22 protein-coding genes, 1 pseudogene and 1 other annotated feature are annotated in these 25,494 nt (G+C 38.8%); of the genes and pseudogenes, 14 read left to right on the top strand and 9 right to left on the bottom strand.

Annotated features, from left to right (window positions below; genetic code table 11):
• The first annotated feature begins 195 nt into the window (after positions 1 to 195).
• Positions 196 to 405, top strand: coding sequence for a cold shock domain-containing protein CspD (gene cspD, locus ACYUCW_RS02940; RefSeq protein ID WP_049203582.1), 210 nt, complete (start codon positions 196 to 198; stop codon positions 403 to 405).
• 162 nt (positions 406 to 567) lie between these two features.
• Here cspD and macB read toward each other — a convergent pair whose 3' ends face one another.
• From macB to ACYUCW_RS02925, 3 genes are all read right to left on the bottom strand, one after another.
• Complete coding sequence (gene macB, locus ACYUCW_RS02935) at positions 568 to 2,511, bottom strand: macrolide ABC transporter ATP-binding protein/permease MacB (protein WP_049203580.1); 1,944 nt, start codon at positions 2,509 to 2,511, stop codon at positions 568 to 570.
• The gene (gene macA, locus ACYUCW_RS02930) at positions 2,511 to 3,620 is read right to left on the bottom strand and encodes a macrolide transporter subunit MacA (RefSeq protein WP_004244555.1); all 1,110 of its coding nucleotides are present in this window, start codon (positions 3,618 to 3,620) and stop codon (positions 2,511 to 2,513) included. Before macA ends, macB begins: the two co-directional genes overlap by 1 nt.
• A gap of 141 nt (positions 3,621 to 3,761) precedes the next feature.
• Positions 3,762 to 5,435, bottom strand: a complete 1,674-nt coding sequence (locus tag ACYUCW_RS02925) for an ATP-dependent nuclease (protein WP_004244554.1) — start codon at positions 5,433 to 5,435, stop codon at positions 3,762 to 3,764.
• 345 nt (positions 5,436 to 5,780) lie between these two features.
• Here ACYUCW_RS02925 and ACYUCW_RS02920 point away from each other — a divergent pair, with 345 nt between their 5' ends.
• The 6 genes from ACYUCW_RS02920 (at position 5,781) to artM (ending at position 11,185) form a co-directional block, all read left to right on the top strand.
• Positions 5,781 to 6,683 carry a LysO family transporter gene (locus tag ACYUCW_RS02920; RefSeq protein ID WP_004244553.1) on the top strand — a complete coding sequence of 301 codons (903 nt, stop codon included), beginning with the start codon at positions 5,781 to 5,783 and terminating at the stop codon, positions 6,681 to 6,683.
• Between the two features lie 51 nt (positions 6,684 to 6,734).
• Positions 6,735 to 8,189 (top strand): DUF2867 domain-containing protein, encoded by a 1,455-nt coding sequence (locus tag ACYUCW_RS02915; protein ID WP_107337105.1) that lies wholly within the window; start codon positions 6,735 to 6,737, stop codon positions 8,187 to 8,189.
• A 115-nt stretch (positions 8,190 to 8,304) separates the two neighbouring features.
• Positions 8,305 to 9,033, top strand: coding sequence for an arginine ABC transporter ATP-binding protein ArtP (artP, locus tag ACYUCW_RS02910; protein WP_012367698.1), 729 nt, complete (start codon positions 8,305 to 8,307; stop codon positions 9,031 to 9,033).
• Between the two features lie 14 nt (positions 9,034 to 9,047).
• A complete protein-coding gene (artJ, locus tag ACYUCW_RS02905) occupies positions 9,048 to 9,782 on the top strand; it encodes an arginine ABC transporter substrate-binding protein (RefSeq protein WP_004244550.1) in 735 nt (244 codons plus the stop codon).
• A 30-nt stretch (positions 9,783 to 9,812) separates the two neighbouring features.
• The gene (gene artQ, locus ACYUCW_RS02900) at positions 9,813 to 10,517 is read left to right on the top strand and encodes an arginine ABC transporter permease ArtQ (protein WP_004244549.1); all 705 of its coding nucleotides are present in this window, start codon (positions 9,813 to 9,815) and stop codon (positions 10,515 to 10,517) included.
• Positions 10,517 to 11,185, top strand: a complete 669-nt coding sequence (gene artM / locus ACYUCW_RS02895) for an arginine ABC transporter permease ArtM (protein WP_004244548.1) — start codon at positions 10,517 to 10,519, stop codon at positions 11,183 to 11,185. Before artQ ends, artM begins: the two co-directional genes overlap by 1 nt.
• A gap of 142 nt (positions 11,186 to 11,327) precedes the next feature.
• Here the strand turns inward: artM and rlmC are convergent.
• From rlmC to ACYUCW_RS02880, 3 genes and pseudogenes are all read right to left on the bottom strand, one after another.
• Positions 11,328 to 12,462: pseudogene (gene rlmC, locus ACYUCW_RS02890) on the bottom strand (23S rRNA (uracil(747)-C(5))-methyltransferase RlmC).
• Between the two features lie 28 nt (positions 12,463 to 12,490).
• Positions 12,491 to 12,994, bottom strand: a complete 504-nt coding sequence (locus tag ACYUCW_RS02885; RefSeq protein WP_012367695.1) for a type III secretion system chaperone family protein — start codon at positions 12,992 to 12,994, stop codon at positions 12,491 to 12,493.
• Positions 12,995 to 13,163: 169 nt separating this feature from the next.
• Complete coding sequence (locus tag ACYUCW_RS02880) at positions 13,164 to 13,466, bottom strand: YbjC family protein (RefSeq protein ID WP_004247610.1); 303 nt, start codon at positions 13,464 to 13,466, stop codon at positions 13,164 to 13,166.
• A 170-nt stretch (positions 13,467 to 13,636) separates the two neighbouring features.
• Between ACYUCW_RS02880 and ACYUCW_RS02875 the strand changes: the two genes are divergently transcribed.
• Positions 13,637 to 13,900, top strand: coding sequence for a GrxA family glutaredoxin (locus tag ACYUCW_RS02875; protein WP_004244541.1), 264 nt, complete (start codon positions 13,637 to 13,639; stop codon positions 13,898 to 13,900).
• Positions 13,901 to 14,166: 266 nt separating this feature from the next.
• Here ACYUCW_RS02875 and ACYUCW_RS02870 read toward each other — a convergent pair whose 3' ends face one another.
• Entirely contained in the window at positions 14,167 to 14,592 is a 426-nt protein-coding gene (locus ACYUCW_RS02870) for a secondary thiamine-phosphate synthase enzyme YjbQ (RefSeq protein ID WP_004244540.1), read from the bottom strand.
• A gap of 237 nt (positions 14,593 to 14,829) precedes the next feature.
• On the opposite strand from ACYUCW_RS02870, the gene ybjG reads away from it, so the two are divergent.
• From ybjG to ACYUCW_RS02850, 4 genes are all read left to right on the top strand, one after another.
• Positions 14,830 to 15,441, top strand: coding sequence for an undecaprenyl-diphosphate phosphatase (ybjG, locus tag ACYUCW_RS02865; protein WP_004247606.1), 612 nt, complete (start codon positions 14,830 to 14,832; stop codon positions 15,439 to 15,441).
• Positions 15,442 to 16,370: 929 nt separating this feature from the next.
• Positions 16,371 to 17,699 (top strand): HAAAP family serine/threonine permease, encoded by a 1,329-nt coding sequence (locus tag ACYUCW_RS02860; RefSeq protein WP_004244537.1) that lies wholly within the window; start codon positions 16,371 to 16,373, stop codon positions 17,697 to 17,699.
• Positions 17,700 to 17,813: 114 nt separating this feature from the next.
• Positions 17,814 to 19,178, top strand: a complete 1,365-nt coding sequence (locus ACYUCW_RS02855) for an L-serine ammonia-lyase (RefSeq protein WP_163748451.1) — start codon at positions 17,814 to 17,816, stop codon at positions 19,176 to 19,178.
• 345 nt (positions 19,179 to 19,523) lie between these two features.
• Positions 19,524 to 21,194, top strand: coding sequence for a formate--tetrahydrofolate ligase (locus ACYUCW_RS02850; protein ID WP_163748449.1), 1,671 nt, complete (start codon positions 19,524 to 19,526; stop codon positions 21,192 to 21,194).
• A 90-nt stretch (positions 21,195 to 21,284) separates the two neighbouring features.
• Here ACYUCW_RS02850 and ACYUCW_RS02845 read toward each other — a convergent pair whose 3' ends face one another.
• A complete protein-coding gene (locus tag ACYUCW_RS02845; RefSeq protein WP_460408192.1) occupies positions 21,285 to 22,487 on the bottom strand; it encodes a serine hydrolase in 1,203 nt (400 codons plus the stop codon).
• A gap of 157 nt (positions 22,488 to 22,644) precedes the next feature.
• On the opposite strand from ACYUCW_RS02845, the gene ACYUCW_RS02840 reads away from it, so the two are divergent.
• Complete coding sequence (locus ACYUCW_RS02840; protein ID WP_004244532.1) at positions 22,645 to 23,265, top strand: glutathione S-transferase family protein; 621 nt, start codon at positions 22,645 to 22,647, stop codon at positions 23,263 to 23,265.
• On the opposite strand, the gene ACYUCW_RS02835 is transcribed toward ACYUCW_RS02840, so the two are convergent.
• Positions 23,262 to 24,083 (bottom strand): SDR family oxidoreductase, encoded by an 822-nt coding sequence (locus ACYUCW_RS02835; RefSeq protein ID WP_004247604.1) that lies wholly within the window; start codon positions 24,081 to 24,083, stop codon positions 23,262 to 23,264. The genes ACYUCW_RS02840 and ACYUCW_RS02835 overlap by 4 nt on opposite strands.
• A 329-nt stretch (positions 24,084 to 24,412) precedes the next feature.
• Positions 24,413 to 24,544, top strand: a sequence feature (His leader region).
• A gap of 44 nt (positions 24,545 to 24,588) precedes the next feature.
• Between ACYUCW_RS02835 and hisG the strand changes: the two genes are divergently transcribed.
• On the top strand, positions 24,589 to 25,488 hold the full coding sequence (gene hisG / locus ACYUCW_RS02830; RefSeq protein WP_004252065.1) for an ATP phosphoribosyltransferase: 900 nt from the start codon (positions 24,589 to 24,591) through the stop codon (positions 25,486 to 25,488).
• The last annotated feature ends 6 nt before the right edge of the window (positions 25,489 to 25,494 follow it).

The following is a 25,494-nucleotide window of genomic DNA, read 5'->3' as shown; positions in this document are numbered from 1 at the left end:
TATTAACTCTTTTTCTACCAAAATAAATAACAAAGCGTTAGCTACATCAAAGTTTCACCTACTCGGAACATTTTCTTGCTCATCTCCCCCTTGACGATTGAAACAATTAATTAGAGTATGTTTTATGAACAGCTCAGTAAATATACTGAAAGTAATGTTAAGTAAATAAAGACAAGTATATGAGAGAAGCTAAGTATGGAGACAGGTACAGTTAAGTGGTTTAACAACGCTAAGGGTTTTGGTTTCATTACCCCTGCCGCAGGTGGCGAAGATATTTTTGCCCATTATTCATCAATAAGAATGGAAGGCTACCGCACACTGAAAGCGGGTCAGAAAGTTAATTATAGCACAATAAAAGGACCTAAAGGGGAGCATGCTGATCTTATCATTCCTATTATCGAATAATGGTTAAGTAAGTATGATGTGGATAATATTTTATCCGCTCTCGCTCCTTATTTCGTCCATTTTCACACTTTAAACAGAAAATGACGCTCACATTATCATACCAATAAAAGCCCTTATCTTTTGAAAGATAGGGCTTTTGATCTTTTATAGACTACCGCTATTTTACTCTCTCGCTAAGGCATCAATAGGGTTCATTTTGGCCGCATTTCTCGCTGGTAAAAAACCAAAAATAACCCCAATTGCTGTAGAGCAAGCAAAAGCACTTATCAGTGCCGTGGGCTGGAACACAAAATGCCAATTGGGTAGCATCATGCTGGCAAACATAGCAATCGCAAATGAAAGGCTAATACCTAATAATCCTCCCACCAAACACACCAGTACTGACTCAATTAAAAATTGTTGCATAACATCACTGGCTCGTGCGCCTACCGCCATACGAATACCAATTTCCCGAGTCCTTTCCGTAACAGAAACCAACATGATATTCATCACGCCAATCCCCCCTACCACCAGCGAAATAACCGCTACCAAGGTTAAAAACAGTTGCATAGTTTGCGTGGTTTTTTCAGCCGCTTTAATAAAGCTATCAATGTTATAAGTAAAAATATCTTTTTTACCATGCCGGATCGTTAATAAGCGGAGAATTTGTTGCTCAGCAACACTCGCATCATAGTCCTCTTTTACTTTTACCGTGATGTTATCTAAATAACTACGATTATAAATTCGACTACTTAGCGTACTGTAAGGCACCCAGACACGTAATGACTTATTATCACCAAAAGTGGATTTTTGCTCTGCAACCACACCTATGATAGTAGAAGGAATATTACGAATAATAATTTGCTCGCCAATCACCGCTTGTTTATTCGGGAAAAAACGATGACGAGTATTTTCATCAATAACGACTACTTGCGCTTGGCGATGGATCATATCAGGCGTAAAAGTGCTCCCCTGTGCAAATTTCAACGCATACACTGAAAAATAATCCTCGTTAACACCAGAAACTGTTGCCGGCGCATCTTGATTACCACGACGTAATCGAGAGCTAAAGTAAATCTGTGGTGTCACTGATTGTATATAAGATTGCTGTTTTAACGCATCAACATCTTGAATGGTTAAGGATTGTTTATCTTCTGGTGAATCACTACCAAGCTCCTTACCCGGATAGATATCAATGGTATTGGCGCCAATCGCTTTTATATCTGCTAAGACCCTATCTTTGGCAGCATCACCAATAACAATAATGGTGACAACAGAGGCAATGCCAATAATGATCCCCAACATTGTCAGCAAGGTACGAATTTTATTCACCACCATTGCTCGCCAAGCCATGTTTAATGCCTGCGTAAAACGTCCAATGACTTGCTGAAAATAAGAGGCGGTTTGGATCGCAGGTGGTACCTTTTTCACTGGTGCAGAATGGTGATTATTATTATCGCTAATAATTTGACCATCTTTAATTTCAATAATACGATCGGCTTGTTGGGCAATTAATGGATCGTGAGTGACAATAATCACCGTATGCCCTTGTTGATTTAATTGCTTTAAGATAGCCATTACCTCTTTACCCGATTGGCTATCTAATGCCCCCGTTGGCTCATCGGCGAGGATCACTTCTCCACCATTCATTAATGCGCGGGCAATACTGACTCTTTGCTGTTGACCTCCGGAAAGCTGACTTGGTCGATAGTGAATACGCTCTGCTAAACCAAGGCGAGTTAATAGCGCACGGGCGCGCTCTTTTCTTTGCTCTGTACTTTTACCTGCATATATGGCGGGGATCTCCACATTTTGCTCAGCAGTTAAATGCGCCATCAAATGGTAGCGTTGAAAAATAAAGCCAAAATGTTCGCGACGTAGCGCAGCCAGTTGGTCACTTTCCATATCTGCCACACATTGCCCAGCCACTTTATATTCACCGCTGCTTGGCTTATCTAGGCAACCTAATATGTTCATTAGCGTTGATTTCCCAGAGCCTGACGCACCAATAATCGCGACCATTTCCCCAGCATTAATCGTCAGTGAAATCTGATCTAGTACCACCGTGTCTTCTTCACCATTGGTATATAAACGGCTTACGTTGTTGAGCTCTAGTAATGCAGACATTATGACTCTCCTGCAATCTCACCGAGGATCACGTCATCATTTTCATTTAATCCACTAATGACTTCTGCATAAACATCTGTACGAATACCGATTTTAACTACGCGTTTTTCAGGCTGCCCATTGACGAGAACCTCTACTTGATATTCATTTATGCCCACATCCTCCCCTAATGCTGATAATGGCACTAAGAGAATATCTTTTTTATGCTCAAGGAGAATTTTAACTTGTGCTGTCATTTGTAAACGCAACAAATGTTGTTCATTGGGGACTTCAAAACGTGCATAGTAAAAAATCGCATCATTGATTTTTTCAGGTGTGGGTAAAATATCTTTTAACTTACCATTGAAGGCTTTATCTGGTGCTCCTAATACAGTAAAAGAGGCTTTGAGATCAGGTTTTAAATAGATAACATCTGCCTCAGAAACTTCGGCTTTTACTAACATGGTATCTAAATCAGCTAATGTTAATATGGTTGGTGCTTCTTGAGCTGCAATGACTGTCTGCCCTTCAAGGGTTTTGATAAAAGTGACCACACCATCCATCGGCGCAGTAATACGGGTATATTGCAAATTAGTTCTTGCGGTATCCAGTGTTGCCTGATTTTTTCTAATTTGTGCTTCATAAGTCGCCACTCGGGCTTTTTTGACTTCAACGTCTGTTTTAGTGCGATCAAGCTCTTCTTGGGCTATAACATGTGTGCCAATCAGCTTTAATTGACGTTGATAAGTCAATTGCGCCAAACGTAATTCGGCTTTAGCTTGCTGTAAATTAGCCGTCAGTTCATTATTAGTTTCTTGAGATTCCGCGACCTCATTTTGTGCTTTTTTCGGATCAATAATCGCCAGCAGATCGCCTTTTTTTACTACATCCCCTTCTTTTACATATAAGGTTTGTAGCTGACCACTCACCTGCGCACCAACATCGACTTTACGTACCGCATCTAATTTGCCCGTTGCTGTGACTTCTTTGGAAAGCTCCCCACGAGTAATTTTTTGTGTTTGATAACTAGGTAAATGCTCTTTCGGCCAGAAAAAAAATAAGCCTATGGCAATAAAAATCAAAATAGCAGCTATAATCTTCCCTTGCTTTTTAGTTAGGAAAAAAGCCATGAAATATCCTTCTTATACAATAAGAGTGAAATAAAAAATAAAGTCCTGTTGGTAATAACCTAAAATCACCCTTAACTTTTTCGATAATAAAAACACAATGAGATATCTATGCTCCTATAAATAGAAGCATAAAAAAATGACTTAATTGGCTTTTCCTCTCGCAAGCCATGCTACCCGAGAAAACATCACCTTTAATAAAGTAGGAATAGCATCAATACCTCGTTGTGCAGCATTATTAGCAACCGTTAAGGCAAGATCAGGCTTTGATGAACGTTGTATCGCTTTTATGATCACACGTCTTACTGGCCATTTTTCATTATCAGGAACACCCGCAACCTCATGATAGACATTGCGAAAACCTTCTTTATATAAATAGTGTTCCATATCTAATGCTGGCAACCGTGTTAATCGGTCACGCTCCGCATCATTTCTTTTTGCGGCAAATTCTTTAACGGTGGCGGCGTATTTTTTACCCGCCTCATCGCCATCAACCAACGTATGCCATTCTATACCCATATAGGTAGCATACTTTAACAGTGGCTTAAGTCCGCACTGCGCAAACTCAATGACTTTGATCCCTTCAGATTCAAAGAAGTAGTTACATTGTCTGGCTAATTCGTTCATTAGCCAGATTTCCGTTTCCCCTTCGACCAATAACCAACAACGAGCAAAGAGTGCAGAAGGTCGGTTATAACGAATATGAAAAGAGATACGACGCTCTTCTTCTGCATGAAGTTGTTTGTCGCCAAGTCGATAAGCGGCAACTTTATCTGTATCACGTACTAATCGACAAACACTTTGTAGTGGTGCTAAGGAGAGTAACTCCCCTGAATTGGTTGTCGTAATGCGTTGCAAAGAAAAGAGATTTAATAATCCCCATGCCACAGAAAGCATAATAGGGTGTAAGCGAGTTTCAGGGTTTTCTACAATCACTATCGGTCTTGCGTAAGGATCAAGTTCGACACTGCCTCGTGACTGTAAAATAGAAGAGAACATACCTAAGATAATTAAACGAATATTGCGCTGATTAGGTTTCGCTAAAATCTTATTAATATTTTCTAGTGCATGCCATCCTCGAATATGTGGCTCACTGACTTTGCGATGTTTCAAATGAGATTTAAACAGTAGCGCACCGTGATCAGCAAAATAGTGTCCTAATAACTGTTGCATTGCATCTAACCCTTCACGTAAATCTTCATCTGATAAATTGTCTGGGTTATTAATTAATGCTTTCGTTAATTCACTCATCTTATTATTAAATGCTTCACGATGAGGCTCATTATGAGAGTCAATAACTTCTGTTGTTAAATTAGGTATAAAACGCGCATCCTGTAAGCGCAATACTGGATAAAGGCGCACAATTTCAGCAATAATCGCTTTGGTCTGTCCATTCGCTAAACGGATCTGTTTACCTTCTTTATCCAGAAAATAACGAAAGGTTTTGACATTTTGCTGCTCATCTAATTCTGCACTAATACGGTAATAAATATGCTTACGAGCGTCCCCATTAGCTATCCATACGGGTGCTAATTTACGAAAACGATACGAGCGATGACGACCAGGACGTGATTCGGTAAAAGTCAGAATAATTTGTAGGTTTTTTTTACTGTTTTCTGGCTCATTAGGTAAACGATGAAAATCTTCTGCTGTAAAAGCATATTGATAAGTTTCGATCCCCAAACTCAAGGTTAACGCATCAAGTAATGAAGTTTTACCCCATGCATTTTCGCCAACCAAAACCGTATTCATATCAAGGGGGAGAGAAAGGCGATTAAGCCCCCGAAATCCTGCTATTTCCACTCTTTCTAAATACATAAATTCCCTCTCAGGTCGCAACTCAGTTGTTATGGTTCATCTATTGCATCTCTATCAACTTTATACGCTTTCTGATAATAATTTTACTTAATGACTTATTTTTATTAAAACACAGTTCCTCATGAGCGTAATAAAATTTACTCAACTATTCGACACATAACTAATTAGCTCATTTTTCAAACAATTAAGGCTATATTAATCAGATCGTGCTAGGCTCTTCTTCTGTAATAAAAATTTTCAACTTATCGCGGTTTCTATATCCACATAACTATTAGCAAATGTTATAATGCAATTCGCGTTATTAGTTTATTTTATGATTTTGACAACACTCAGTAAGGAATAGAAATGCTATCAGGGTTATTGATTATCCTATTGCCCCTGTTTATAGGGTATTTGATTAAGTTAAACAATCGCCCTTTGCTTCAATTGGCTAACCGTTTACTTAGTGCAATGGTCTATGTGATCCTCTTTTTAATGGGGGTTAGCTTAGCCATGTTAGATAATATTGGTGAAAATTTATTTTCTATCCTTGCCTATGCCAGTGTCTTCTTTATCTGTACTTTTGGTGCCAATCTGCTGTTTTTATGGTTGCTGGATAAAAAAGATCCTTGGCATGTCCCTGCACATAAACAAGCTAAGCCCCCTTCACGTATCAAAATGGTACTCGAATCACTACAACTTTGTGGTGTAGTGGTAGTAGGTTTTTTTGTCGGTTTAACCGGATGGTCAATTTTTGGTTATGCATCTCAAGCCAGCCAAGGCGCACTTATCTTTTTATTATGGCTTGTTGGTCTACAATTACGTAATAGTGGCATGAGTCCAAAGCAGATCTTAATTAATCGTCGCGGTACTACCATTGCAATAGTGATGGCAATAAGTGCCCTTGCAGGTGGTGCATTAGCAGCTTATTTACTCGGATTACCCACAAAAATGGGATTAGCGATAGCCTCTGGTTATGGTTGGTATTCTTTATCGGGGATCGTATTAACCGATGCGTTTGGCCCGGTAATTGGTAGTACCGCTTTCTTTAATGACTTAATGCGTGAATTAGCCGCCATCATGCTAATTCCCATTATTGTTAATCGTTATAGAAATACGGCATTAGGTATTTGTGGTTCAACTTCTATGGACTTTACGCTACCTGTATTACAACGCAGCGGAGGGGTTGCCATAGTTCCTGCTGCAATTGTGCATGGCTTCGTATTAAGTTTGGTCACACCAATCTTAATGGCGTTCTTTACTTCATAGAAAATTTTGTAACAATAGTATTATTACGTCTTTTCTTACAGTGGGTTAACGATGAATCAACAGCGTGTATTGGTATTAGGTGCCAGTGGACATATTGGACAAAATCTTATTCCTGCCTTAATAGCACAAGGCCATCAAGTCACCGCCGGTGCTCGTAGAGTCGATTGGATGATGTCGCAAGGGTGGCAAAATACACGCTGTGTATTTGTTGATTTACACGATCCCAAAACATTACGAGATGTCATCCGTAATACGGATATTGTGTATTACCTTGTACACAGTATGGGAGATGCCCATAACCTTATCGAACAAGAGCGCCAAGCGGCATTGAACGTCGTAGATGCTTTAGAAGAGAGTGACGTTAAACAAATTATTTTTTTAAGTGCGCTCCAACATAAAGATCAACCCTACTCTCCCCATCTTGTTGCCCGCAAGCTCACGGGAGAAGTACTTAGAACCAGCTCTATTCCTGTGACGGAAATCCGCACCTCTATGATTGTCGGCCCCGGCTCGGCCGCTTTTGAGATCATGCGAGATATGGTATATAACTTACCGATATTAACCCCGCCGCGTTGGGTGCGTTCAAAATCATCCCCTATTGCGTTAAAAAATTTAATTTACTATTTAACAGAAATTATTCATCACCCAACCCATCAACACCGCATTTTTGATGCCGGTGGCCCTGAATATATTAGCTATCAAACACTTTTTGAGCGCTTTATTAACATCTCCGGCAAAAAACGATTACTGATCCCTTTACCTATCCCCGCCAGTATTATTTCTGCTGGGTTTATTAGTCTAATAACTTCAGTTCCCACTTCAATCGCCAAGGAGCTTATCCAAGGGCTTAAATACGATCTTCCCGCTAAAGATGCCTCTTTACGCAAGCTGATCCCACAAAAGTTAATTTCTTTTGATGACGCAGTCAGAGAAACACTCGCAGATGAAGAAGCGGCTTTAGATGATCAAGATTGGGGTTACTCTCCTGAAGTACGTAACCGTTGGAAACCCGGCTATGGCTATTATCCCAAAAATGCCGGATGTACAGTGTCAACACCAGCAAGTGCGGCGGCACTTTGGCATGTCGTTCAGCAAATTGGTGGTGAACAAGGTTATTTTTATGGTAATGCATTATGGAAAACGCGTGCTTTATTAGATGATCTTGTCGGCAACAACGTCACTTATGGGCGCCCTCAGCGTGAAACGCTAGCGCTAGGTGATATGATTGATGGTTGGCGGGTAATAAAGTTAGAGCCTGAAAAACAACTGACTTTACTCTTCGGTATGAAAGCCCCCGGTTTAGGGCGCCTCTCTTTTACTATTCACGATAGTGGTAACCTACGCTCATTAGATGTCCGTGCTTGGTGGCATCCTGCTGGTTTTAGTGGTTTACTCTATTGGTTTGCCATGATGCCAGCCCATTTATTTATTTTTAAAGGTATGGCTCAAACCATCTCAACTTGCGCCTATAGATTGGATAAAAATTCACCTAAAAAGCCCGAGTAATCGTCCTAATATCCATTTTTAAGTAAAAAAAGCAATTTTTTATGCACTATTAGTTGCATAATTATTCTCATCGTTTTATCATTTGAAACAGTTAATGACTATTCAAAAAAAACGCATGAGTATTCAATTAAAAAATATAAATTGTTTCTACGGTTCGCACCAAGCACTCTATGATATTAATCTAGAATGTTCTGCTGGTGAAACAATGGTTCTGTTAGGACCAAGTGGTGCGGGTAAGAGCTCTCTAATGCGGGTTCTAAACTTATTAGAAATGCCTCGTTCTGGTGAATTAGACATTGCTGGTCTACATTTTGATTTTGGCCAGCAACCGAATGCGAAAGCGATTCGTACATTACGCCAAAATGTTGGCATGGTTTTTCAGCAATATAATTTATGGCCACACTTAACGGTTCTTGATAATTTAATTGAAGCACCTTGTCGTGTATTAGGCTTGGCAAAACCGCAAGCTAAAGAAAAAGCGATGAAATTACTTGAGCGTTTACGTTTAAGTGATTATGCACAACGTTTTCCACTGCATTTATCCGGTGGACAACAGCAACGTGTTGCCATTGCAAGAGCATTAATGATGGAGCCTCAAGTACTGTTATTTGATGAACCAACGGCAGCACTTGATCCAGAAATTACGGCTCAAGTTGTTGATATCATAAAAGAGCTTTCTGAAACTGGGATCACACAAGTTATTGTGACCCATGAAGTTGAAATTGCGCGCAAAGCCGCAAGCAAAGTTGTATATATGGAAAACGGCCGTATTATAGAGCAAGGTGATAATCATCATTTCACTGCCCCTCAAACGGAAGCTTTTGCTAATTACTTGTCACACTAAATCGGGATCTGACAATGAAAAAAATATTATTTGCAGCACTTCTGACCAGTATTACACTTTCTGCAACAGCGGCTGATAAAGAGACTATTCGTTTTGCTACTGAGGCAACTTATCCTCCATTTGAAATGATTGATGCAAACAATCAAATCGTTGGTTTTGATGTAGATTTAGCAAATGCCATGTGTGAAAAAATTAATGCTGAATGTACTTTTACCAATCAATCATTTGATAGCTTAATTCCTAGCTTAAAATTCCGTCGTTTTGACGCATTAATGGCGGGAATTGATATTACGCCTGAGCGTCAAAAACAGGTAGATTTTACTGATTCTTACTATGACAACTCAGCGGTCTTTATCACCGTGACAGGTAAAATTTCCGATGTTGCAAGTTTAAAAGGCAAGCAAATTGGTGTCCAAAATGGGACAACCCATCAGAAATTCATCAATGAACAACATAAAGAGATGAAAACGGTGCCTTATGACAGTTACCAAAATGCCGTGTTAGACCTAAAAAATGGTCGTATCGAGGCTATCTTTGGTGATACCGCTGTGGTTAATGAATGGCTGAAAAAGAATCCGGAATTAGGCATTGTCGGTGATAAGGTCACTGATCCTAACTATTTTGGTACAGGCCTTGCTATTGCAGTAAGAAAAGGTAATGCTGATTTACAAGATAAATTAAACAAAGCATTATCTGAAGTAAAAGCCGATGGCACCTATGATGTCATTTATAAAAAATGGTTTGAATAATTATAGTTAATAACAACAATAGCTTAATAAATGAATGAAATAACAACGCTAGCAGGTGCGACCGTGACTACGGTCACACTTGCTATTTCTGCTCTTATTATCGGATTAGTTCTAGCCATGCTGTTTACTGCGTGGGAATCCGCAAAGTGGAAAGCCTTTGCTTTTCTAGGAACTTGCTGGGTAACACTAATTAGAGGACTGCCAGAAATGCTGGTGGTTCTTTTTGTCTATTATGGCACCTTACAAGGTGTCATGATGCTCATGGATGGTATTGAATTAGGTCCTTTCACCTTACAATTTGACTTTGGTGATACTGAATCTTTACCTTTCTATTGTGGTGTTATCGCCCTTTCACTTCTGTATGCGTCTTACGCTTCACAAACTTTACGTGGTGCATTAAAAGCCGTGCCAACCGGACAGTGGGAAGCAGGACAGGCATTGGGTATGGGAAAAATCACCATTTTTTTCCGCTTTATCATGCCTCAAATGTGGCGTCACGCGTTACCCGGACTCGGTAATCAGTGGTTAGTGCTCTTAAAAGATACCGCTTTAGTCTCATTAATTAGCGTTAATGATTTAATGCTACAAACCCAGAGTATTGCCAATCGTACTCAAGAGCCTTTTACTTGGTATAGCATTGTGGCACTTATCTATTTAGCCATTACATTAGTCAGCCAATATATTCTGAAATGGTTAGAGATGAGAACGACCCGATTTGAACGGAGTGCCTCATAATGTGGGATTATATTGTTGATATTTTACCAGGCTTACCGACCAGTTTATCACTGACTTTTGTTGCGCTCTTAGTCGCCTTTACGTTATCGGTATTAATGACTTTTATTTTGGCATTAAAAGTCCCTGTTATTTCACCTATCGTAAAAGTCTATATTACATTGTTTACTGGCACACCTTTGTTGGTACAATTTTTCTTAATCTATTATGGACCAGGACAATTCCCCTCATTAAAAGAATATCCTCTGTTGTGGGAATTATTATCCACACCTTGGTTTTGCGCCATGGTGACATTAGCATTAAATAGTGCGGCTTATTCAACACTCCTTTTCCACGGTGCAGTCAGGGCGATACCTGCTGGACAATGGCAATCCTGCCAAGCTTTAGGTATGTCGCCATTACAAACAGCGAATGTCATCTTACCTTATGCTTTTAAACGCGCCCTTTCTTCTTATTCCAATGAAGTGGTGCTGATTTTCAAGAGTACTTCTCTTGCTAGCACTATCACTTTACTTGAGCTAACCGGTTATAGCCGACAAGTCTTTGGGCAAAATTATGATGTGATGGTATTTGTTGCTGCAGGCATTATTTATTTAGCTATCAATGGAATACTGACACTGTTAATGAGATTAATTGAGAAGAAAGCCTTAGCTTTTGAACATCGTGATTAGTGCTACTTAAATCATTACACCACGTTTTTTGCTTTAAAATTAACCCCCAAAGTTGAACAACCGCTTTGGGGGTTATTAAGTTGTGCTGTTAAAATTATCAAGCGTTAACGGCAATAATATGTTATTGCGATTAAATGAGCGTTTAACTTTGTTGTAAAACCAAGAGCGTCAACACTTCATAATGAGCAGTATGAGGGAACATATCAAACAGTTGTACTCTATCGATACGATAATGAGAAAGTTGTTGTATATCTTTTGCCATCGTTTGAGCATTACAACTGGAATAGAGGATAAAACGAGGCTTCATACTATTTAAATAGTCGCATAACGTTTCGCCAATACCTCGTCGTGGCGGATTAACCAGTACTAATTCAGGAACAGACTCTTTTGCTAAAGCAAAACCAGTAGAGTCCAGCGCTTGAAATTCTACATGCTCTAACCCTAATTCATTGGCGGATAAACGTGCACATTCAATCGCTTCTGGACTAATCTCAATGCCTGTTAATTCCGTGTTTTTTTGTGCGCAATGTAAGCCAAACCCCCCTGAGCCACAAAAGAGATCCCATAACCGGTTTATCTGCAACTCTTTGACCCAATGCCCTGCCGTTGCATACAGTGACGCGGCAACATCGGGATTGGTTTGAAAAAAACCTTTCGGGCGAATATGTAACGGAATCTCATTAAAATATTCATCTAAAAAGGTTTTCTCTGTTAATACAATTTCTTGCTCACCTTCCAATATCGCCATATGGACAGGTTGGATATTCACCGAAATAACGGCTAATTGGGGTAATTGAGCCTGTAACCATGGTAATGCTTGGCGAAGTTGCGCCAGTTTTTTTTTCTGAGCGCAGCACAAAACGTAGCATCATGCTGTGATTGTGGCGACTTTCTGTTAATAAAATAAACTTTAGCTCGCCTCGACGACGTTCCACGTTATAAGGCACTAATCCTGCTTTGGCAATAAAGGTTTTTAATATTGGAAAAACCGGTTCAAAAGAAGCGGGATAGAGTGGGCATTGGCATAAATCAACACCTTCCCCCTCTGGTTTACGTAACCCTAAAATCGGTTTTTCGACACTACCACTTACTACCATTTTCGCTTTATTACGAAATTTAACTTGTTGGCTTTCTACCGGCGCTAATTGAGTAAACGCGTAGTTTTTGGGCAATAAGTCTAATAGATTATGTTGTTTTTGATTAATTTGTTCGGAATAAGCAAGAGAAAGCCACCCACAAGAGTGGCAATCACCCGCACTGGAGCGTGCGCATTGCATAAGATTTTGTGACCGTTATAGATAGTAATTAATGTACAGTATATGAAGAGTCTGTTGATGATGATGTTATGTCTAGATCTTCATCTTCTTCATTTTCTTGTCTTTCGCCATACAGAAAATCATTATTAAAGATCTCACTGATCACTTCTGCTGACTGCTCTTCAGCCTTATGTAAAAACAGCTCGAACTGATTAAATGATAGTCCCACAGCAATAGGTAAAGATTGGCTCAAAACTAATTTCGGTAAGTTTTCATCGCTAATTTCTAGGAACGTCTTAATAAATAGGGAACTTGCATTAATTTGACTAAGATTTGCCATAACAGGCACTATCGCTGATGGTTTTAATTCAGCAATAGCGGTAAAAACAAGCACATCATCAAGCACATCAATTTTAGCATCAAAAATACCATTGATATATTGAAGATGAGGTAAATGTAACGCCTGACAAGAGTCACATTCATAGAAAGCAATCTGTAATTCATCCAGCCAAGATTTCAGCTGATCCAGATCGATAGTAACAACAGCGTCCATTAAATAACCTTTACGCGCTAAAAATAAGAGTGCTTTTCTGCATTGACGTTATTTTGCCACTTTTTTCACCAGAAGGCAGTAATAAATAGAAAAACGCCACAAATAAAGTCAAGTGACAAAGAGGCTAAGTCACCTAGCCTCTTTCACTCATCATGATATAAAACTGTATTTATTTTTCGTTATGTGGCTTTTTCTTTTTATTTTCAGTTGCCTTAGTATCAATACCTAAGAAGGTTAAACGATAGATCGCTCGCCAAACGATATGTATTGCAGGTGGGATCATACAAAGCACCCCTAAAACAACCAAGGTCAATTGCCCTGTATAGGTTGTTAACCATTCCGGTGAAGTCATATATTGATTAATATATAAGTAAGCGATAACCAATAGCACAATACCAATTAGTTCAATAATAATAATTGGCTTTGGCATATCTGATAGTGTTTTCATATCCCGTTTAGAGGGCTTTTCCATGTTGTCTCCGTTCATCACCTTGCACTAGTCCTATATCATGATTCAGCAAATTGATATAATTTATTACACTAAAAGGCAATAACTGTTTTTGTTTATTCGAATAAAAAGGCATAGTATTCACAAATAAAGACTATTATGCCTGAATTTATTTCCTCAATAAGGAGTGTCGTATGTTTGTTGTAATTTTTGGTCGTCCTGGTTGCCCATATTGTGTCCGAGCTAAACAACTTGCTGAAACCTTGTCTGAAAAACGTGATGACTTTGATTTCCGCTATGTGGATATTCAAGCTGAAGGTATTACCAAAGCAGACTTATCAAAAACTGTCGGTAAACCAGTTGAAACTGTGCCACAAATTTTTATTGATGAAAAACACATTGGTGGCTGCACAGATTTTGAAGCTTATGCGAAAGAGCATTTAGGCATCTATAACTAATTTTTAAAACGCTAAAATACTTTATTTATCAATGTATTTTAGCGTTTTCATTCTTTTTTACCTACTACTTTCTCCGTTGTTTTTTCCCTTTTCAGACCACTTACTAAAAATATTTCTAATTTTTTTCATTAATTGGCGAACTTTCTTTTTAACTCGTAGTCTGAATTAGTGCCACTGCTTTTCTTTGATGTCCCCAAATATTGAGGAGCCCGATAGTTTCAACCCCTTTTGGTGAAATAACTGTCGGGTTTTTTATTGCCTAAAATTCAGTAACACTCTCCTTGTAATGTCACCACAATACGTCGACGCCCACCGTGATCTCTATGTTCACCTAAATAAATCCCCTGCCATGTACCTAAATTTAATTCCCCTTGGCAAATAGGCACCGACACACTCTGACCAAGTAAACTACTTTTAAGATGGGCTGGCATATCATCACTGCCTTCATAAGTGTGAAGATAATAAGCTTCATGCTCTTTCACACAGCGATTAAAGAAACTTTCAAAATCACTGCGTACAGTCGGATCGGCGTTTTCATTAATGGTTAATGACGCAGAAGTATGTTGAATAAAAAAATGAGCAATACCTATTTTGTATTGTCTGAGTTCGGGTAATTCTTGCAACAGTGCCTGTGTGATTAAATGAAATCCTCTCGGTTTTGCTTGAAGTAAAATCTCTTTTTGAAACCACATTGATTAATACCTTTAAACATATGGGTGATAGATAAAAAAGTGCAATTACTCAAGGGTAAAGTGTTTTTTTAGTTAATTCAGTCAGTCAGCGAAAAAAAACTGACAATTCTTGAAAAAAAGCACAATTAAATAAGAAAATTACTCTTTACCCTGCGCACAGCCTCATTTAACCTTGTGGGATTGACTGATTATGTACCATAAACATTGCCTATCAGCACGATATATATGGAGCTTACTTTGCTGGAACAACTCAATTTAGCCGTATTTTCATTGATGAATGCAACCCCTTCGGCCTCCCCTTTAGAGATTAATGTCGCGATCTTTATTGCTAAATACTTGGTTTACTTGTTCCCTCTGTCTTTAGCTTTCTATTGGCTATGGGGAAATGAAAAACATATTGATCAGCAAAGGACTTTAGCTTGTAAGGCTGGGGTCGCTCTGATTATTGCCCTCTCTATCTCTTGGTTTATCGGTATGATAGCTCCCCATGATCGCCCTTTTGCAGCCAATATCGGTTATAACTTCCTTGATCATGAGGCAACGCCTTCCTTCCCTAGTAATCATGGTACTTTCGTGTTTACTATCGCACTGGCTTATCTTTTTTGGCATAACAGTAAACGCATTGGCATGCTGATGCTTATTTTAGGTCTTGCGATTGCTTGGGCTCGTATCTATCTTGGCGTCCATTGGCCAATAGATATGGTTGGTGCATTTATTGTTGCTCTCCTCTCTTGTGCATTAAGCCAAATACTTTGGTCACAAGGCGGGAAAAAGTTACAAAAAGCGATCCACCAGCTTTATCAACTCTGCTTTGCATATCCTATTCGCAAAGGTTGGACAAAAGCTTAATCCTATTAGGATAAGAAACAACCGCAAAAGGCCACAGTATTAATGTGGTCTTTTTTATTGTCTTTTTCTGCTATTTAATATAAATAAATAAAGATTTTATATATTAATATATGAATAAAAATATTCTCTATTATTATATTTTTTGTCCAAAAAATAATTTCGTTGTTATTTTAATCAAAATGAAGTTTTTATATTCACTAGAAATAAAATATTTTATGATTTTATTAACAGGAATATTGTACCAAATATAAACAATATTTCTGTTATTGATAAAATAATGAGATAACTATTTTATCAAACAGTAGAAGACCATTAATAAATAATCATATTTTTTTATTTCTATAGGCTTTTAAGTGATTTTTTAGCCAAGTCACAAAATTTATTTTTTATATATAAATCAACATATCATAAAGTTAAAATAATGTTTTAAATGTAAATAAAAATAACCTCATTGATTTAAATCATCTATTTTATAAAAAATAGAAAGCAGGAAAAATAATCATTAACATATGAATATTTCTATATTTAATTTTATTCTAAAAAATAAACAATTTTGGAAAACCATTTCAAAATGTTTATAAACAGCACACAAAAAGCACAAAGTATAAAAAATGTTACATTTAGCGATTTTTTAGTTATATTTAGCATTTGAGATGGTGATCACGGTAGTTTATCCTGAAAAACACTATATTCTGCCCATCTAAAGTCTAGATATAAACTTATTGAATATTTTTTCAAATTTTAGAAGATTTTTATTCTTTTAAAATCTAGCTTTTTTAGTATGTGGTAATTGAAGATATTGAGATAACACCAGGCACTCAATGCGCTCATTTATTCATAATAAAATTTATGCAGTGATTGCTTTGTAAAAAGGCAATGACTCACTTTATTTTTCATTATTTTTTTACCGCGTTATTTCGGAGAGTATTATGGATACAACCAAAGCTGGTTCTATCGCACAGGGTAATACCCAAAGTGATTACAAAACATGGCGTAAGTCAGACACAGTATGGATGCTCGGTTTGTATGGTACAGCTATCGGTGCTGGCGTTCTGTTTTTACCTATCAATGCCGGGATTGGTGGCTTAATTCCTCTGTTGATTATGTTAGTACTTGCTTTTCCTATGACCTTTTTTGCACACCGTGGTATGTGTCGCTTTGTGCTATCAGGTAAAAATCCAGGTGAAGATATTACTGAAGTGGTTGAAGAACACTTTGGTAAAACAGCAGGTGTATTAATCACTCTGCTCTATTTCTTTGCTATTTATCCTATCTTGTTGGTTTACAGTGTCGCTATCACTAATACGGTAGAAAGCTTTATTGTTCACCAAATGCATATGACAGCACCACCTCGTGCGATTTTATCACTGGTACTGATTGTCGGTATTATGTGTATCATTCGCTTTGGTGAACAAGCTATCGTTAAAGCAATGAGTGTCTTAGTATTCCCATTCGTTGCCATCTTGATGGTACTTGCTTTATACCTCATTCCTGAATGGAATGGTGCCATTCTTGATACGCTCTCTTTTGATCACGCCTCAACTTCTGGTATGAGCCAAGGCTTGTTAGTAACCTTATGGTTAGCTATCCCTGTGATGGTGTTCTCTTTTAACCACTCACCAATCATCTCTGCTTTTGCTGTGGCAAAACGCGAAGAGTACGGTGACAATGCAGAGAAAAAATGTTCACGCATCTTAGCTTATGCTCATATCATGATGGTGATCACTGTTATGTTCTTCGTGTTTAGCTGCGTATTTAGCTTAACACCAGAAAATTTAGCAGAAGCAAAAGAGCAAAACATCAGTATTCTGTCTTATCTTGCTAACCACTTTGAAGCACCCGTTATCGCTTACATTGCACCTTTCATTGCCTTTGTTGCGATTACTAAATCTTTCTTAGGTCACTATTTAGGGGCTCGTGAAGGTTTCAATGGCTTAATTATCAAAGGGATGCGCGGAATTGGTAAGAATGTCGAAAAAGATCGTTTAAACAAAATCACAGCTCTGTTTATGTTGGTTACAACGTGGATCGTTGCAACATTAAACCCAAGCATCCTTGGTATGATTGAAACACTGGGTGGCCCAATCATCGCAATGTTACTGTTCTTAATGCCTATGTATGCTATCCGTAAAGTACCAGCGATGAAAAAATATCAAGGCCATATTAGCAACGTATTTGTTGTTATCATGGGTCTGATTGCAATCTCAGCGGTTTTCTACACCTTAGGTAATACTTTCATTAATTATTTCTTTAACTAATAAGTTTATCGATGGCTACTTTCTAAAATGAAAGTAGCCATATCGCTACAGTCTACAAAACAGTTTTCATTCTAATAACACACAGTGCGCCTTTAAATTAGGGAGGCGAATATTATGGTTAGCGTTTTTGATATTTTTAAAATCGGTATTGGACCTTCAAGCTCACACACGGTAGGCCCAATGAAAGCAGGTAAAGAATTTGTCGATTTACTTGCTGAGAAAAACATTCTCTCCTCTGTTTCCCGCGTAGTCGTTGATGTGTATGGCTCTTTATCTCTAACAGGTAAAGGTCACGCAACAGATATCGCGATTATTATGGGATTAGCCGGTAATTTACCTGATACGGTTGATATTGACGCTATCGCACCTTTTATTAAACAAGTCGAAAATACCGGACGTTTGATGTTAGCTAATGGTGCTCAAGAGGTTGATTTCCCCGCGGTTGGAGGCATGAATTTTCATAAAAGTAATTTACCTCTTCATGAAAATGGTATGACTATCAGCGCCTATAATGGCGAACAACTTCTGTTGAAAAAAACCTATTACTCCATTGGTGGCGGCTTTATTGTTGATGAAGAGCATTTTGGTCAACCCGAAGAGAATAAAGTTGAAGTACCTTATCCTTATCAATATGCTGCCGATTTGCAACGTCACTGTAAGGAAACCGGTCTCTCTCTTTCTGCACTGGTGATGCAAAATGAACTTGCATTACGCAGTAAAGAAGAGATCTCAGCCCATTTTGCTGCCGTTTGGGAGGTAATGAAATCAGGTATCGAGCGCGGTGTTAATACCGAAGGCTTATTACCGGGACCATTACGTGTTCCTCGTCGCGCGTCTGCGTTACGTCGTATGTTAGTGACTGAAGATAAAACCACCACCGATCCTATGACAGTGGTTGATTGGATCAATATGTTTGCATTAGCCGTAAACGAAGAGAATGCAGCCGGTGGACGTGTTGTAACAGCACCCACTAATGGCGCATGCGGTATTATTCCTGCCGTACTCTCCTATTACGATAAATTTATTCGCCCAGTCAATGAAAACTCCTATACACGCTTTTTCTTAGTAGCCGGTGTTATTGGGTCGCTGTACAAAATGAATGCCTCTATTTCCGGTGCTGAAGTGGGTTGTCAAGGTGAAGTCGGTGTAGCCTGCTCAATGGCTGCAGGGGCTTTAACTGAACTGCTAGGGGGTAGTCCTGAGCAAGTCTGTATTGCGGCTGAAATCGCGATGGAGCATAACTTAGGTCTTACTTGTGATCCGGTTGCAGGACAAGTACAGGTGCCTTGTATCGAGCGTAATGCTATTGCTGCCGTACAAGCGGTAAACTCAGCACGGATGGCGCTTCGTCGTGTCAGTGATCCACGTATCTGTTTAGATAAAGTCATCGAGACCATGTATGAAACAGGTAAAGATATTAATTCTAAATATCGTGAAACATCACAAGGTGGCTTAGCCATTAAAGTCTCTTGCGATTAATTTAACACTTTGACATGATTGTTACCCATAAACCAATGCCAGCTTTTGCTGGCATTATTTATTTTTGCTCCCCGACCAAGATCCCTCCAATCACAACATAATAATTTTATATTTTTATCACAATGGCAGTATCATGTGACACCGAGCATATCTTCTAAAGTCCAATATCTATAAACCTATAAATCTATTGGTCATATTTATATTATTAGCTAAAGTTGATTAATTAGAGGGTTATTCGCTCAATAAGTAGCAACAGAGCGACACATTTTTTCTTGATCTGTTGAATCGATAGCATTGATGCATTATCACTCATGTAGCTCTACACGGGATAAAAAGAGAACCAAAATGAAATCAGATATTGAAATTTCCCATCAAGCACCGCTTTTACTCATCCAAGATATTGCTAAAAAAATAAATGTAGACCAAGACGATATTGAATTTTATGGCAAATACAAAGCCAAGTTTAGCCAGAGTATTTGGTCAAAAATCACCTCAAAAAAACAGGGTAAATTGGTGCTTGTCACTTCCATTAATCCCACACCAGCAGGTGAAGGTAAAACCACCGTTACGGTAGGATTAGGACAAGCCCTTAATCAATTAGGCAAAAGTGCCATTATTGCATTACGCGAACCCTCCTTAGGCCCTTGTTTTGGTCTAAAAGGAGGAGCGGCTGGCGGTGGATATTCACAAGTTGTACCGATGGAAGATCTCAATCTTCATTTTACCGGTGACTTTCATGCTATCACCTCTGCAAATAATTTATTAGCAGCGATGTTAGATAACTCGCTTTATCAAGGTAATCCCCTTAACATTAATCCTAAAAAGATTATTTTTAAGCGCTGTATGGATATGAATGATCGCGCACTACGTCATTTAGTGATTGGATTAGGTGGCGACAAAGATGGGGTGGTTAGAGAAGATAGCTTTGTTATCACCGTTGCTAGCGAAATTATGTCTATCCTTTGTTTAGCAAAAGATATTAATGATTTAAAACAGCGCTTAGCACGTATCATCGTTGCATATAACTATGAAGGCGAGCCTGTTAGTGCTGAAGATCTCAACGCTGTCGGCGCTATGGCAACCTTACTTAAAGATGCCCTTAATCCTAATTTAGTACAAACGTTAGAAAATACCCCCGCGATTATTCATGGTGGCCCTTTTGCCAACATTGCCCATGGCTGTAATAGCCTAAGAGCGACTAAACTTGCTCTTCAACTGGCTGATATCACTGTAACAGAAGCGGGATTTGGTGCTGATCTAGGTGCGGAAAAATTCTTTGATATCAAATGTCGCATAGGCGACTTACAACCAGACTGTGCAGTTTTAGTCGTTACCACTAAGGCATTAAAATATAATGGTGGCTTAGGCAAAACACAGTGGGATCACGAAAATCTCACCGCTTTAGCAACGGGGATCGAAAATCTAGGTAAGCATATTGAAAATCTGAAAAAATATGGTGTTCCGGTTATTGTTACAGTAAATGCTTATGTGACAGACTCTGCTAAAGAGCATGAATTTATCGCCCAATATTGCCAGCAAAGAGGATGTCGTTTTGCCATTAGTCAAGTATGGGAGAAAGGTGGCGCGGGTGGTATTGAATTAGCCAATCAGGTTATTGATACACTAGAAAATGATGCACCACAGTTTCAATTACTCTACCCTGATAATATGCCTTTAAAGCAAAAGATAGAGACCATTGCTCAAGAAATTTATGGTGCAAAAGGGGTGACTTACAATGCTAACGCCCAAGAGATGCTAACAAAAATCGAGGATATGGGCTTTGGCCATTTCCCTATTTGTATGGCAAAAACGCAATATTCTCTATCAGATGATCCCGCATTACTTGGTCGCCCGACTGATTTTACCATTAATATCCGGGAAGTGTATGTCAGTGCTGGTGCAGGCTTTGTTGTTGCATTAACGGGCACAATAAATACGATGCCAGGATTACCTAAAAAACCGGCAGCAATGGCGATGGACGTTGATGATCATGGGGCAATAAAAGGACTGTTCTAAAACACTTAAAACCTACTCAATAAAGAATGCCAGTTAATACTGGCATTCTTATTTTAAATGGGTGAGTTTTTTCAGTAATTATGAACTTAATTAACCAAAAAGCGCATTAAACCAACCAGAGACTGTTTTAACCACAAAGTCCCAGATACGACTAAAGAACCCCCCTTCTTCAACCGCTTCTTTTACCACTAATGGACGCTGCTCAATCACTTCATCGTTTAGTAAGAAATTCACTGTTCCTACTACTTGATTTTGTGTTAATGGTGCTTCTAATTCGGGGTTAGTCAATGTAAAAGAGGCTTTTAAGTTCTTTAGCTCTCCTTTAGGAATGGTGATTGATGCATCTTTAGCAACTCCTAAAGCCACTTCACCTTTATCGCCATACCATACTTTTTGCGTAGTCAGGGGCACGTTCTCTTTTACAGGTGTCACGGTTTCAAAAAAGCGGAAACCCCAGCCGAGTAATCTTTCACTTTCAGCAAAACGCACTTTATCTGATGGCGCCCCTAAAACCACTGCAATCAGACGCATATTTCCTTCGGTTGCCGAAGAGACAAGGTTATAGCCAGCCCCATTGGTATGCCCGGTTTTTACACCGTCGACATTCATATTTTTATTCCACAATAGACGGTTACGATTTGGCTGGCGAATATTGTTGAAGGTAAATTCTTTTTCTTTATGAATATCATATTCTGAAGGTACATCGCGGATCATGGCAGCTGTTAATAACGCCATATCTTGTGCTGTGGTGTACTGCCCTTCAGAATCTAGACCGTGTACTGTTTTAAAGTGAGTGTTTTTTAAACCTAAATTCGCGGCATAGGTATTCATAAGATCAACAAAGGTTTCTTGGCTACCGGCAACATGCTCTGCCAACGCAATACTGGCATCATTACCAGATTGGATCACCATACCTCGATTTAAGTCGATCACTTTAACTCGATCGCCTGGTTTTAAAAACATCAAGGATGAGCCCTTTAAAACAGGATTACCTGTCGCCCAAGCATTGCGCCCAACAATAACAATATCATCGGGCGACATACGTCCCTCTTTTATCGCTTGTCCTACCACATAACTACTCATTATTTTGGTTAGACTGGCAGGATCTAGGCGCTCTTCAGGCTTCTCTGAAGCAAGTATTTTTCCACTGTTATAATCCATTAATACGTAAGATTTAGCCTCAATTTGAGGCGGCACAGGATTACTCACCGCAAAAGTAGGACTAGAAATAATTAGCAGTAAACCCATTCCCGCGGTAACCTTAGCCAATACGGATGGAAGATTTGTTTTCATTACCGATCACCCTTTTATATCAATTTGTTAAAGCTTTCCTACTATAGGGCTTTATGGAATAAGACGCCAACATTGATAGATAAAGATTTATCTTATATTCATATTTAACGCCCTACAGAGGGAATTTTTGTTACTTATCGTGGTTTAGGAGACCTTTATGTTAAAAGTCTGGGGTAGAAAAAACTCATCGAACGTTAAAAAAGTCCTGTGGTGTTTAAAAGAGCTTCAAGCTCCTTACGAACAAATTGATGTCGGAGGCCCTTTTGGTGGACTTCATGAGGCCAACTATTTAGCACTCAATCCCAATGCATCTATTCCTACCTTACAAGATGATGATTTTGCCTTATGGGAGTCAAATACCATAATTCGTTATTTATGTACCAAATATGAAAATTATCATCTCTACCCAACCGATGTAAAGCAACGCGCAAACGTTGAAAAATGGATGGATTGGTCAAATGGTAGCCTTTTTTCTCCAATCCAACAAATGATGATAAATCTTGTTCGCACACCAAAAGAGCAGCAAGATCCACAGCTTGTACAGAGCCTAAAAGCGAAATTAAACCAACTGATCAAAATTGCCGATGATCAACTGGCTAAAACAGCTTATTTTGCCGGTGACTATTTTTCATTAGCTGATATCGCTATTGCTCCTTTGGTATACCCATGGCTAGAGGTTTGCCAAGAAGGTGCAAATTATCCACATCTACAACGCTGGTTTGCACAATTAAGTGAAAATCAGATCTTCCGTGATGTCGTTTTACTGCCGGTAAATTAACTCATTGGCATTTTGTCGGGATCAGGATAGTGATAATGAAATCCGAGATCTCGGCAAATCTCCTGACCGTCGATCTCTCGTGCTGGCGGTTTATCTTCTAGAGCAAATTCAGGGGGAGTAAGATCTAACTGTGCAGCAGCACGGCTGTAAAAATCTTTCTTTTTAGGATGAATAGGCGCGCATAAATTATATAAACGGCCTCCTTCATTTTGAGCAAGCAGTTGCTCTATCGCAAAAATAACATCGTCTAAATGCACTAAATTGACACTCTGATGTGCACCTTTGACCTGTTTTTTACCGGATAAAAAGCGTCCTGCATGACGACCAGGCCCAACTAACCCCGCCAAACGTAAAATATCGACGGTCGTAAGTGGTAAGCGATGTAACCAATTTTCAACTTCCGCTATCATCTTAGCGGATTGCGTTTCTGGCCTAATATCAACTTCTTCTGTAATAACACCACTTTGATTGCCATATACTGAAGTAGAGCTAATATAAATCACTCTTGTCACATGCCGAGACATGGCACTATCCACTAACGTTTGTATCCCTTCAACATAATCATATCCTCCTCCCGCCGCACTGGGAGGTAATGTAATAATCAGTACGTCAGTTTCCATTAAGTAATCAAAATCATCTCTATCACACTCAATAGCCGGTGTTAAATTCATTAGACAACAATCAACACCACTCATTCGTGCTGCTTCTACACCATCTTCTGTGGTTTTTGTTCCTTTTACTTGATACCCCGCTTCACGCAAGGCATTGGCAAGTGGTAATCCTAACCAACCTAATCCGACTATCGTGATCCGTTTCATTTTCTACCCCTACTTTCATGGCTTATTTAAATTATGTAACAAAACTTAATTTTATCCATTACTGATAAAAACTGCTTAAGCGTTATATATATTTAGCCTGCTTTAATATACTGGCGCACTTACTCGGTTAAGTAAAGAAAAGAAATATTAAAATTCTCTAAAAAACATAAGGTTACAATTTATTTAAATTATTATTAAAAAATAGGTTGATTTTTACTTTATAAATCAGGTAGGTTGAAAGGCAGACAAATTTTAAATACTGGTTAATTATTTATAACGGGTATTTTTATTCGCTAGGAAAACATTATGTATAGCATTCAATTAAACCACCATCATCACCATCATCCTGACTAGTCTTTCAGGCGATGAGTGCTGGAAGACGTTTAGGTAACGCTTCCGGTGGTCTGAGTGCAGACAATAAAATAAAAACCCCGGAAGGCAACTTCCGGGGTTTTTTTATAGCTAAATTTCATAACAAGAATACGGACAAAGATAGGGTAACATTATGTTAGATAAAACAAGATTACGAATTGCCATGCAAAAATCAGGTCGTTTAAGTGATGATTCACGAGCACTTTTAGCGCGTTGTGGCATTAAAATAAACTTAAACCAACAACGCCTTATCGCTTATGCGGAAAATATGCCTATCGATATTTTACGTGTCAGAGATGATGATATCCCCGGTTTAGTGATGGACGGAGTGGTTGATTTAGGCATTATTGGTGAAAATGTATTAGAAGAAGAATTACTAAAACGCCGAGCACAAGGAGAAAATCCAAGTTATATCACACTGCGTCGTCTTGACTTTGGTGCTTGCCGTTTATCTCTTGCTGCACCGGTTGATTTTGATTATCAAGGGGTTGAATGCCTCAATAATACCCGTATTGCCACCTCTTACCCTAATCTATTAAAACGTTATTTAGACCAAAAAGGGATCACCTTTAAATCTTGCTTATTAAATGGCTCCGTTGAAGTCGCACCTCGAGCCGGTCTGGCCGATTCTATTTGTGATTTAGTTTCTACTGGCGCCACATTAGAAGCCAATGGATTAAAAGAAGTAGAAGTTATTTATCGTTCTAAAGCTTGTTTAATTCAACGTGACGGTGAAATGGACGCAACAAAACAAGCCCTTATCGATCGCTTAATGACGCGTATTCAAGGAGTTATTCAAGCGCGCGAATCAAAATACATTATGTTACACGCGCCAAGTGATTGCCTTGAAGATGTTATCGCCCTATTACCGGGTGCTGAGCGCCCGACCATCCTTCCTTTAGCGGGTGATCAAAATCGAGTAGCAATGCACATGGTCAGCAGTGAAACCCTCTTTTGGGAAACGATGGAAAAACTAAAAGCATTAGGGGCAAGTTCAATTCTTGTTTTACCAATTGAAAAAATGATGGAATAAGGTGAG

The organism is Proteus sp. MB838, from assembly GCF_054767435.1.
This window is presented reverse-complemented; position numbering and strand designations above follow the sequence as displayed.

Excerpts from the sequence above, each read along its gene's own strand:
- artQ (WP_004244549.1), top strand. The coding sequence starts at position 9,813 with ATGAATGAAATAACAACGCTAGCAGGTGCGACCGTGACTACGGTCACA.
- hisG (WP_004252065.1), top strand. The coding sequence starts at position 24,589 with ATGTTAGATAAAACAAGATTACGAATTGCCATGCAAAAATCAGGTCGT.
- artP (WP_012367698.1), top strand. The coding sequence starts at position 8,305 with ATGAGTATTCAATTAAAAAATATAAATTGTTTCTACGGTTCGCACCAA.
- artM (WP_004244548.1), top strand. The coding sequence starts at position 10,517 with ATGTGGGATTATATTGTTGATATTTTACCAGGCTTACCGACCAGTTTA.
- ACYUCW_RS02835 (WP_004247604.1), bottom strand. The coding sequence starts at position 24,083 with ATGAAACGGATCACGATAGTCGGATTAGGTTGGTTAGGATTACCACTT.
- ACYUCW_RS02880 (WP_004247610.1), bottom strand. The coding sequence starts at position 13,466 with ATGGAAAAGCCCTCTAAACGGGATATGAAAACACTATCAGATATGCCA.
- ACYUCW_RS02885 (WP_012367695.1), bottom strand. The coding sequence starts at position 12,994 with ATGGACGCTGTTGTTACTATCGATCTGGATCAGCTGAAATCTTGGCTG.
- ACYUCW_RS02870 (WP_004244540.1), bottom strand. The coding sequence starts at position 14,592 with ATGTGGTTTCAAAAAGAGATTTTACTTCAAGCAAAACCGAGAGGATTT.
- ACYUCW_RS02855 (WP_163748451.1), top strand. The coding sequence starts at position 17,814 with ATGGTTAGCGTTTTTGATATTTTTAAAATCGGTATTGGACCTTCAAGC.
- macA (WP_004244555.1), bottom strand. The coding sequence starts at position 3,620 with ATGGCTTTTTTCCTAACTAAAAAGCAAGGGAAGATTATAGCTGCTATT.
- cspD (WP_049203582.1), top strand. The coding sequence starts at position 196 with ATGGAGACAGGTACAGTTAAGTGGTTTAACAACGCTAAGGGTTTTGGT.
- ACYUCW_RS02840 (WP_004244532.1), top strand. The coding sequence starts at position 22,645 with ATGTTAAAAGTCTGGGGTAGAAAAAACTCATCGAACGTTAAAAAAGTC.
- macB (WP_049203580.1), bottom strand. The coding sequence starts at position 2,511 with ATGTCTGCATTACTAGAGCTCAACAACGTAAGCCGTTTATATACCAAT.
- ACYUCW_RS02860 (WP_004244537.1), top strand. The coding sequence starts at position 16,371 with ATGGATACAACCAAAGCTGGTTCTATCGCACAGGGTAATACCCAAAGT.
- ACYUCW_RS02850 (WP_163748449.1), top strand. The coding sequence starts at position 19,524 with ATGAAATCAGATATTGAAATTTCCCATCAAGCACCGCTTTTACTCATC.
- ACYUCW_RS02920 (WP_004244553.1), top strand. The coding sequence starts at position 5,781 with ATGCTATCAGGGTTATTGATTATCCTATTGCCCCTGTTTATAGGGTAT.
- ACYUCW_RS02915 (WP_107337105.1), top strand. The coding sequence starts at position 6,735 with ATGAATCAACAGCGTGTATTGGTATTAGGTGCCAGTGGACATATTGGA.
- ACYUCW_RS02875 (WP_004244541.1), top strand. The coding sequence starts at position 13,637 with ATGTTTGTTGTAATTTTTGGTCGTCCTGGTTGCCCATATTGTGTCCGA.
- artJ (WP_004244550.1), top strand. The coding sequence starts at position 9,048 with ATGAAAAAAATATTATTTGCAGCACTTCTGACCAGTATTACACTTTCT.
- ACYUCW_RS02845 (WP_460408192.1), bottom strand. The coding sequence starts at position 22,487 with ATGAAAACAAATCTTCCATCCGTATTGGCTAAGGTTACCGCGGGAATG.
- ACYUCW_RS02925 (WP_004244554.1), bottom strand. The coding sequence starts at position 5,435 with ATGTATTTAGAAAGAGTGGAAATAGCAGGATTTCGGGGGCTTAATCGC.